At 71.1% G+C, this 8,467-nt stretch carries 6 protein-coding genes and 1 pseudogene; all 7 read left to right on the top strand.

Annotated features, from left to right (window positions below):
* Positions 1–454: pseudogene (locus tag D7V77_RS21670) on the top strand (hypothetical protein); the annotation flags it as partial.
* Between the two features lie 31 nt (positions 455–485).
* A complete protein-coding gene (locus D7V77_RS21665) occupies positions 486–1,292 on the top strand; it encodes a hypothetical protein (RefSeq protein ID WP_120578191.1) in 807 nt (268 codons plus the stop codon).
* A 118-nt stretch (positions 1,293–1,410) separates the two neighbouring features.
* Positions 1,411–3,057 (top strand): hypothetical protein, encoded by a 1,647-nt coding sequence (locus D7V77_RS21660; protein WP_120578190.1) that lies wholly within the window; start codon positions 1,411–1,413, stop codon positions 3,055–3,057.
* Positions 3,054–3,758: an ABC transporter ATP-binding protein gene (locus tag D7V77_RS21655; protein ID WP_120578189.1), complete on the top strand. Its 705-nt coding sequence runs from the start codon at positions 3,054–3,056 to the stop codon at positions 3,756–3,758. The genes D7V77_RS21660 and D7V77_RS21655 overlap by 4 nt, the downstream gene beginning before the upstream one ends.
* Positions 3,755–5,041, top strand: coding sequence for an ABC transporter permease (locus D7V77_RS21650; protein WP_120578188.1), 1,287 nt, complete (start codon positions 3,755–3,757; stop codon positions 5,039–5,041). The genes D7V77_RS21655 and D7V77_RS21650 overlap by 4 nt, the downstream gene beginning before the upstream one ends.
* Positions 5,038–5,808: a hypothetical protein gene (locus D7V77_RS21645; protein WP_120578187.1), complete on the top strand. Its 771-nt coding sequence runs from the start codon at positions 5,038–5,040 to the stop codon at positions 5,806–5,808. Before D7V77_RS21650 ends, D7V77_RS21645 begins: the two co-directional genes overlap by 4 nt.
* 108 nt (positions 5,809–5,916) lie before the next feature.
* Entirely contained in the window at positions 5,917–8,439 is a 2,523-nt protein-coding gene (locus tag D7V77_RS21640) for a serine/threonine-protein kinase (RefSeq protein WP_120578186.1), read from the top strand.
* Positions 8,440–8,467 lie beyond the last annotated feature (28 nt).

Raw genomic sequence — 8,467 nt, 5'->3', positions numbered from 1 at the left:
GCTGTGGGGCGACGTGGAGCTGGCGGCGAGAGACAGGGGCGGCAAGGTGCTGGCCACCACGGCGGACGCGCCACACCTGTTGGCCACGGTGCTGGTGGCCCGGGGCGACTTCGCGGCGCGCTACCCGGACGCGGTGCGGCGGGTGCTCCGGGGGCTCTTGGACGCGGGGCAGGGCGTGCTCAAGTCCCCGGCGGCCGGGGCGCGGCTCCTGGGAGAGGTGGCGCCCTATCTGGGGGACCCCTCGGAGGCCATCCGCAGCGCGCCGCCCGCGACGCTGGCGGACAATCGGGCCTTCTTCGGACTTTCCGGCGAGGCTCCGGTTACCTATGACGAGCTCTTCCAGAGCGCCGCGGCGCTCTTCCAGAAGCTCAATCGCGGGACGGTGCCCCCTCCGGCGGAGGACACGCGGGACCTGGGCGCTCTGAAGTACGTCTCCGAGGCGCGGGGGCCCTGAAGCGGGCCGGAAGAGGGAAGGGGAGTCGGACGTGGCGAAGACACCGAACTACATCAAGGCCGCGTTCCTCCTGCCGGCCAACCTGGTGGGGCTGACGACGGCGGCCATGTCCAGCGCCGTGACGCAGGAGCCGCTGCCCATGATGGTGGCGCTGGGCGTGGAGGGCGTCTACCTGGCCGTCGTGTCGTCCATGAAGCGCTTCCAGCGCGCCGTGCGGGCGCAGCAGCCGGACAACCCGGAGGCCGCGCGCGCGGCGGTGGACTCGCTGCTCGCGGACCTGGCGCCGTCGCAGCGCGACCACTACCAGCAGCTGGTGGGGCTGAAGGAGAAGATCCTCGCCAACTACCGCAAGCTGCCCGGCGGGCGAGTGCTGGCGGCGGACAGCGAGCCCAAGCTGGACGCGCTGCTGACGTCCTTCCTGCGGCTCATCTCCGCGCTCAACCAGTACCGCACATACCTCAGCGGGTCCGACCGGGAGCACCTGACCTCCGAGGTGGCGGCGCTGGAGGCGGAGGTCGCCGGGGAAGCCAACCCGCGCCTCAAGGACGTGAAGGGCAAGCGCGTGGAGATTCAGCGCAAGCGCCTGATGCGCTTCGAGCAGGCGGGCGAGAGCCGCGAGGTGGTGAGCCACCAGCTGGCCGGCATCGAGGACCTGATGCGGCTGACGCACGAGCAGTCCATCGCCATCCGCGACCCGGAGAGCGTCAACCGGCAGCTGGACGTGCTCTCCGCGGAGACGGAGGCCACGGACGAGACCGTGCGCCAGATGGAGCGCTTCCTCGACTTCACCGAGGAGACCTCCGCGCCCCTGCCGCACGGCGGCACCCGCGTGCGGTAGAGCGGGCACGGGCCCGGACGGGCACCTGTTCACCGTGGCACCTTGCGGCACCGGCGGGGGCCTGTGACGGAGCACGAATAGATTGACTCTCCGCCGCAGGCATCCTGTCCTGCCGCCCATGCTCCGCCGCGTTGGATTCGTCCCGTTGGTCCTGCTGTTGGTCGTGTTCGCCGGCTGCTCGCGCTGCGGGAAGGAGGCGGCCGGGCCCGCGGATTCGCCCCGGGGCGTGTCGCGCTACCTGCCGCGCACCGCGCAGGCGGCCGTCGTCATCGACGACCTGGGCACGCTGGGCGAGAAGCTGGCGCGCTTCCAGAACCTCAAGGTGGCCTCGTTCGTCGCGCAGCTGCAGAACTTCCCCTCCGCGGAGCGCTACGTGTCCGCGGTGATGCGGCAGGTGGGCGTGGACCTGCGCAGCCGCAAGGCGCTGGAGGACGCGGGCATCGACCCGAAGCGCGGCGCGGGCGCGGCCTTCCTCGGCGGCACGCAGGCGGTGTCCGTCATTGGCGTGAAGGACGCGGACAAGCTGAAGACGACCTTCGCCACCTTCGCCCGCACGCGCCTGGGTGCCTCCGAGGAGAAGGAGGCCAAGACGGACGCCGGGCGGCTCGTCACCTTCCACCGCCCGGGCTCCACGGAGCCCATGCTGGGCATGCTCTTCCTCAAGCACGACCTGGTGCTCCTGTCCGCGGGCGCGTCGGTGGCGCGGCTGACGGAGCTGGCGGCGCTGCCGGAGGAGCAGTCCATCGCGAAGGAGCCGGTGCTGGAGGCGTCCCTCAAGCGGCTCTCCGGCGACCGCGACTTCCACGTGTGGCTGCCGGGCGGCATGGGCCTGCTGCCCGCGGGCAGCGTGCAGGGCATCACCTTCACGGGCCACGTCGAGGAGCGCGCGCTGACGCTGCGCGCGGACGCGCCGTGGCCGGACACGCAGGCGTCGCTCGCGGCGCTGGAGCCCAAGGGCGGTGAGTCGCTCGCGGGCTGGCTGCCGCAGGACAGCTTCTTCGTGGCGCGCTTCCGCGGCGACCCGGCGCAGCTGGACGGCGTGTGGCCGTACCTGGCCGGCTCGCAGGTGACGCGCGCGGTGCAGGAGGCGGGCTTCAACGTGAAGACAGAGGTGCTGGACAACCTCAAGCCGGGCATGGTGCTCGCGCTGTCGCTGTCGCCCAACGTCAACCTGTCCTCGGGCATGCCGGACCTGGACCTGCGGCGCACCAACCCCTTCCGCTTCGTCAACCTGGTGGCGCTCGCGGAGGTGAAGGACGTGGCCAAGGGGCAGGCCACGCTGGACAAGGTGCCCGGCTTCGCCGGCGGCTTCGGCGCGAAGGTGGAGGCCACGGACGTGAGCGGCCAGAAGGCGTACCTCACGTCGTACCGCGCGGGTGAAGGCGCGCACTTCGCGCTGTCCAAGGACGGCAAGCTGCTGCTCGCGGCGCCCAAGGCGCGCCTGGAGTCCACCCTGGCTTCGTTCGCGCAGCCGGCCGGCACCGGCCCCGTGTCCGAGGACCTGAAGTCGGTGGGCAAGGACGCCGCGCTGGTGGTGCTGCTGGACCTGCGCCGGCTGGCGGACGCGGTGAAGGCGCTGCCCTCCGCCGCGTGGGGCATTGGCGGCTTCGCCATCAAGGCCACCACGGTGCGCTGGCTGGACGCCACGGATGACCTGCGCGCGGTGACGGTGGCCCTGTCTCGCAAGGACAAGGCGCTGCAGGCGGAAGTCTCCCTGCGGCTCACTCCCGCGCCCGCCACCACCACGACCCCGGCCACGCCTTGATCCACGCGCGAGATGTCGTGAAGGAGTACGAGGACGGCGAGGGCTCGCGCGTGCGCGTCCTGGACGGCGTGTCGCTGGACGTGGAGGCCGGGGACTTCGTCGCGGTGGTGGGCGCGTCCGGCAGCGGCAAGTCCACGCTGCTGCACCTGCTGGGCGGCCTGGACGTGCACTACCAGGGGCAGGTGGAGGTGGGCGGCGTGAAGCTCACCGGCCTGCGCGACAAGGAGCTGGCGCGCTTCCGCAACACGCACGTGGGCTTCGTCTTCCAGTCCTTCCACCTCATCCCCAACCTGTCCGCGCTGGAGAACGTGTTGTTGCCCTCGCACTTCGGTCCGGCCACGGCGGACGGGCGCAAGCGCGCGAGCCAGCTGCTGGAGCGCGTGGGCCTGGGCTCCAAGCAGGACCGCGCGCCGGTGCGGCTGTCCGGCGGCGAGCGCCAGCGCGTGGCCATCGCCCGGGCCCTCTTCGGCGGCCCGAAGCTGCTCCTGTGCGACGAGCCCACGGGCAACCTGGACGCGGCCACGGGCGCGGGCGTCATCCAGCTCTTCCAGGAGCTGCACAAGGAAGGGCTCACGGTGCTGACCGTCACCCACGAGGAGCGCATGAGCGCGGTGGCGCGGCGGGTGCTGCGGCTCAAGGACGCGCGGCTGGTGGAGGAATCCCCCGCGTCGGAAGCCCTGGCGTCGCGAGGTGCCCCGTGAGGTTCGACGCACTGTCGCGACTGGTGAGGTTGTCCCTCGCGCGCGAACGCAAGGGCGCGTTCTTCTCCGCCTTCGGCGTGGCCATGGGCGTGGGCGCGCTGGTGTTCTTCGTGGGCCTGGGCCTGGGCGTGGGGCGCGTCATCCGCGAGCGCATCTTCCCCACCGACTCACGGCTGGTGGACGTGGTGCCCCCGGCGGTGTCGCTGGGCCTCCTTGGCGGCGGCAAGCTGGACACCGCCGCGGTGGAGCGCCTGGCCGCGCTGCCCGGCGTGGAGACGACGTACCGGAAGATGAACGTCCGCGTGCCGGCGGTGACGCGCTACGACGGCGTCTTCTTCGGCTCGCGCCTGCGCATGGGCATGGAGGTGCTCGCGGTGGGCGTGGACCCCGGCCTGGTGCGGAAGGACGTGGGGCTGCCGGAGGCAAAGGACTTCAAGGACCCGGGGGAGGGCAAGGCCATCCCCGCGCTCATCTCCACGCGCCTGTTGGAGCTGTACAACAAGACGTTCGCGCCCGCGCGCAAGCTGCCTCAGCTGTCCGCGGAGATGCTCATCGGTTTCGCCTTCCCGGTGGAGTTCAACCGCTCCTACGTGGCGGCCACGTCCGGCGGGCCCAGCACCACGCAGCAGGCTCAGGTGGTGGGCGCATCCGACCGGGCCATGCTCGCGGGCATCACCATCCCGCTGGACACGGCGGTGCGCATCAACCGCGCTTCCGGCGCGGACGCGGACAGCTACTCCGGCGTCACGCTGGTGGCCGCGGACCCTTCACGCGTCCCGGAGCTGGTGGAGGCGGTGAAGGGGATGGGCTTTGAAATCGATGATCAGGAGCGCCGGATGGCGGAGAACGCGGGCGCGGCGGTGGCGCTCACCACGTCCGCGCTGGCGCTGCTCTCCATCCTCATCTGCGTGCTGGCGGCGGTGAACATCGCCCACGCCATGTCCTCGTCGGTGCGCGCTCGGGCGAAGGAGATTGGCGTGATGCAGGCGGTGGGGGCCTCTCGCGCGGATGTGCGCGCCATCGTGCTGGCGGAGGCCGGCGTGGTGGGCGTGCTGGGCGGCGCGGCGGGCACCGCGGCGGCGCTGCTGCTGGCCTTCATCGTGGACCGGCTCGCGAAGGGCTACCTGCCCAACTTCCCCTTCAAGCCGGAGAGCTTCTTCTCCTTCCCCGCGGCGGTGGTGCTGGGCGGGGTGCTGCTGGGACTCGTGGCCGCGCTCGCCGGGGCGTACTTCCCCAGCCGCCGCGCCGCCGCCACGGATCCGGCGAGGACGTTGGCGGGATGAGCGGCCCTTCTCGCAAGTCGCTCCTGACCAACGTCCTGTGTTTGGGGGCGCTCGGGTGGATCTACGGGGGCGACCTCTCGGATGCCCTGCGCGCCCGGACCGAGGAGGTCTCCGCGCTCCTGACGCCGCCGTCCGCCGTGCGCGCGAGCATCGTGCTCGGGCTCGCGGGCGTGGGGCTGGCCGTGTTCCTCGCCGGCCTGCTGCGCAAGAAGCAGGAGGGCTTCAAGGGCTACCGGCTCCTGCCCATCCTGCTCGTGGTGGCGCTCTTCGTGGACCTGGTGCTCGCGGAGAGCCGCACGCCGCTGGACCCGCCGGAGATGGCCTCGGTGGCACTGCAGCGCTTCCAGGGCGAGGCCCAGAAGCTGGCCACGGTGGAGTCCGTGCCTACGCGATCCCAGGTGCTACAGCCCCTGGTGGACGCGCTGGGCTCTCCGCCGTACCTGGAGCGCGGGGCGTCGGTGCCGGCCTATACACTCCAGGTGCGCACGGACTGCGAGGGCCCGGTCCGTGGCGCGCCCGGCACCCGGGCCGGCACGCTGCTCTACTGCGTGGCCCGGGACGGCAAACAGGCCTGGGTGACGCTGGTGGGGCTGCCCGCCGAGGTGCGTTTTGGTGCGCCCGCCGTGCTCTCCCAGCGGGGCGAGCCGCGCGTCGCCGTCGTGCGTGCACAGATCCCCGCGGATCCCGAGGAAAATGATGTCCTGCCGGGCATTGACCTGGAGATCCCCATCGTGGATGGGGGCGCGGCGACGTCCCCTTTGCCCTGAGTCGGGGTCGCCTGGGGAGCAAGCGGGCGGAAATAGGTCCGCGCGCGCGGTTGACCCTGCGGAGCCGCGATCGATAGGCTCCCTGCAAGGACTCGACCCCCACACACAGTGACGACCTCTCAACCGAAGCGGCAACCCATCCCGTTCGGGAAGTATCTCCTCCTGGACCGCGTCAACATCGGCGGCATGGCGGAGGTCTGGCGTGGCAAACAGTTCGGCGCCAGTGGCTTCGAGCGACTTGTCGCCATCAAGCGCATCCTGCCGAACATCGCCGAAGATGAAGAATTCATCTCGATGTTCATCGATGAGGCGAAGATCAGCGTCCAGCTGACCCACGCCAACATCGCGCAGATCTACGAGCTGGGGCAGATCGCCAGCAGCTACTTCATTTCGATGGAGTACATCCCCGGCAAGGACATGCGGGCCATCTTCGACCGCTGTCGGAAGAAGGGTGAGCCCGCGCCGGTGCCGCTGGTCGCCTTCTGCGTGGCGAAGATGTGCGAGGGCCTGGACTACGCCCACCGCAAGAAGGACGGGATGGGGCGCGAGCTCAACATCGTCCACCGCGACATCTCGCCGCAGAACGTGCTCGTGTCCTTCGAGGGCGAGGTCAAGGTCATCGACTTCGGCATCGCGAAGGCGGCGGGCAAGGCGACCAAGACGCAGGCCGGCATTCTCAAGGGTAAGTTCGGCTACATGAGCCCGGAGCAGATCCGCGGCCTGCCGTTGGATCGCCGCTCGGACGTGTTCGCCATCGGCGTGTGCCTCTACGAGATGCTCACCGGCGAGCGCCTCTTCGTGGGCGACAGCGACTTCTCCGTGCTGGAGAAGGTGCGCAAGGCGGAGGTGCCGTCGCCGTCCACGTACAACCGGCGCATCCCGGAGGCGCTGGAGCGCATCGTCCTCAAGTCGCTCGCGAAGGACGTGGAGGAGCGCTACCAGTACGCCAGCGAGCTGGGCGACGACCTGCAGCGCTTCCTGCTGACGAGCGACTCCATCTTCGGCCGCAAGGACCTCATGCAGTACATGAAGTCCACGTTCGCCGAAGAGGTGGAGCGCGAGAAGCAGCGCCTGGCCGAGTACGCGGACATCCGCGCGCCGGACGGCATGCTCGCGGCCATCGAGGCGGGCTACAGCGGCCCGTCCCCGGTGCCCACGCAGAGCATGACCAACATCCCCGCGGTGGCGCCCTCCGCGCCCGCCGTGGAGCCCGTGTCCGCGCCGCCGCCGCGCGCCTCCAACTCCGGCGCCAACCCGCAGGGGGCACGCCGTTCGCCCACGCTCGCGGCGCTGCCCAAGCTGACCGCCGCGCCCGCCGCGCCCTCGCCCAAGGAGGACGAGGAGCTGGCGACGCAGATGGTGGACCGCGACGCTGTCTTCAACGACTCGCCGGAGCCCACCACCCAGCCGGGCGCCGCCATTGGCCGCGCCGTCACGCCGCTGGAGTCCCCGGCCGCGCCCGACGACGACGACGGAGAGGACGTGGCGGGCCGCACCGCCGTCATCCCGCCGCTCTCGTCGCTGCCCCAGCCGCCGGCGCCGCCGCGCCTGTCGCAGAACAGCGCGCCGGTGCTGAGCGCCGCGCCGCCGCGTCCGTCGCTGACCAACGTGCCCACGCTGATGGCCAACGACGGGCCCATGCCCCGTCCGACGCCGAACCGGGGCAACGACGGTCCGCCGCAGCGACTCCACCGGCCGGACCCGCTGCCGGAACCGTTGCCGCGTCCGCCCGCGCCCCCCGTCCTCAACAACGGGAACGCGCCGCGTCCGCCCGCGAAGGAAGGCCGCCAGAGGAACGCGCCCGAGCAGGAGGCTCCTGCCCGGGGCCTGGGCATCAAGGGCATGGACAAGCGCCTGCTCTACGGCGCCGTGGGTCTGGCGTCGCTGTTCCTGCTGGTGGGCGTGGCCCTGGTCTTCTCCCCGAGCAAGCCCGCGCAGGGCTACGTGATGGTGGAGCTCAAGACGCTGGAGGCGAAGGACATCGCGATGGTGTCCATCAACGCGGGGCCTCCGGAGAAGTTCCCCCCCAACGGCTTCGCCCTCAAGCCCATGTCCGTGGGCAACGTGCTGGTGGTGGTGACCGCTCCGGGCTACGAGGCCTTCAACCAGACCGCCATGGTGTCCGAGGGCACCAACGCCACGCAGGTGCCGGTGGTGCTCAAGAAGCAGGCGCGCTCGGTGGTCGTGGTCTTCAAGACCCAGCCGGAAGACGCCGAGGTGAAGATCGACAACCAGGTCGCCCGGAAGCAGGGCGTTCGCGAGCAGGTGCTCCGGGACTTCTCGCTCAGCAACGACGCCCCGCTGGTGGAGGTCACCGCCGCCGGCTACGTGCCCTTCGTCAAGAAGATGGCCGTGAACAACAACGGCCTGGACGTGGTGGCGAACCTGGAGCGCGCGCCCGTGGAGGTGCGGGTCGAGTCCACGCCCGAGGGCGCGGCCATCTTCCAGGGCAAGCAGGACCTGGGCTTCGTCACGCCCGCCACCATCCGGGTGCCGTGGGGCACGCGTGAGCTCACGCTGAAGGCGAAATGCCACTCGGACGAGGACGTATCCGTGGGCACGCCGTCCCCGGCGGGTTCCACGGTCAAGGTGGATGCAACCCTGAAGAAGCAGGCGCGCTGCCGCGATTAGCGGCACCGCGGTCCTGACACTTAAGAGG

It is taken from the genome of Corallococcus sp. CA041A (assembly GCF_003612075.1).
GTDB lineage: Bacteria > Myxococcota > Myxococcia > Myxococcales > Myxococcaceae > Corallococcus > Corallococcus exiguus.
Note: the sequence above shows the minus strand (reverse complement) of the source record. Positions and strands in the feature narration are given on the sequence as shown.

Excerpts from the sequence above, each read along its gene's own strand:
- D7V77_RS21660 (WP_120578190.1), top strand. The coding sequence starts at position 1,411 with ATGCTCCGCCGCGTTGGATTCGTCCCGTTGGTCCTGCTGTTGGTCGTG.
- D7V77_RS21645 (WP_120578187.1), top strand. The coding sequence starts at position 5,038 with ATGAGCGGCCCTTCTCGCAAGTCGCTCCTGACCAACGTCCTGTGTTTG.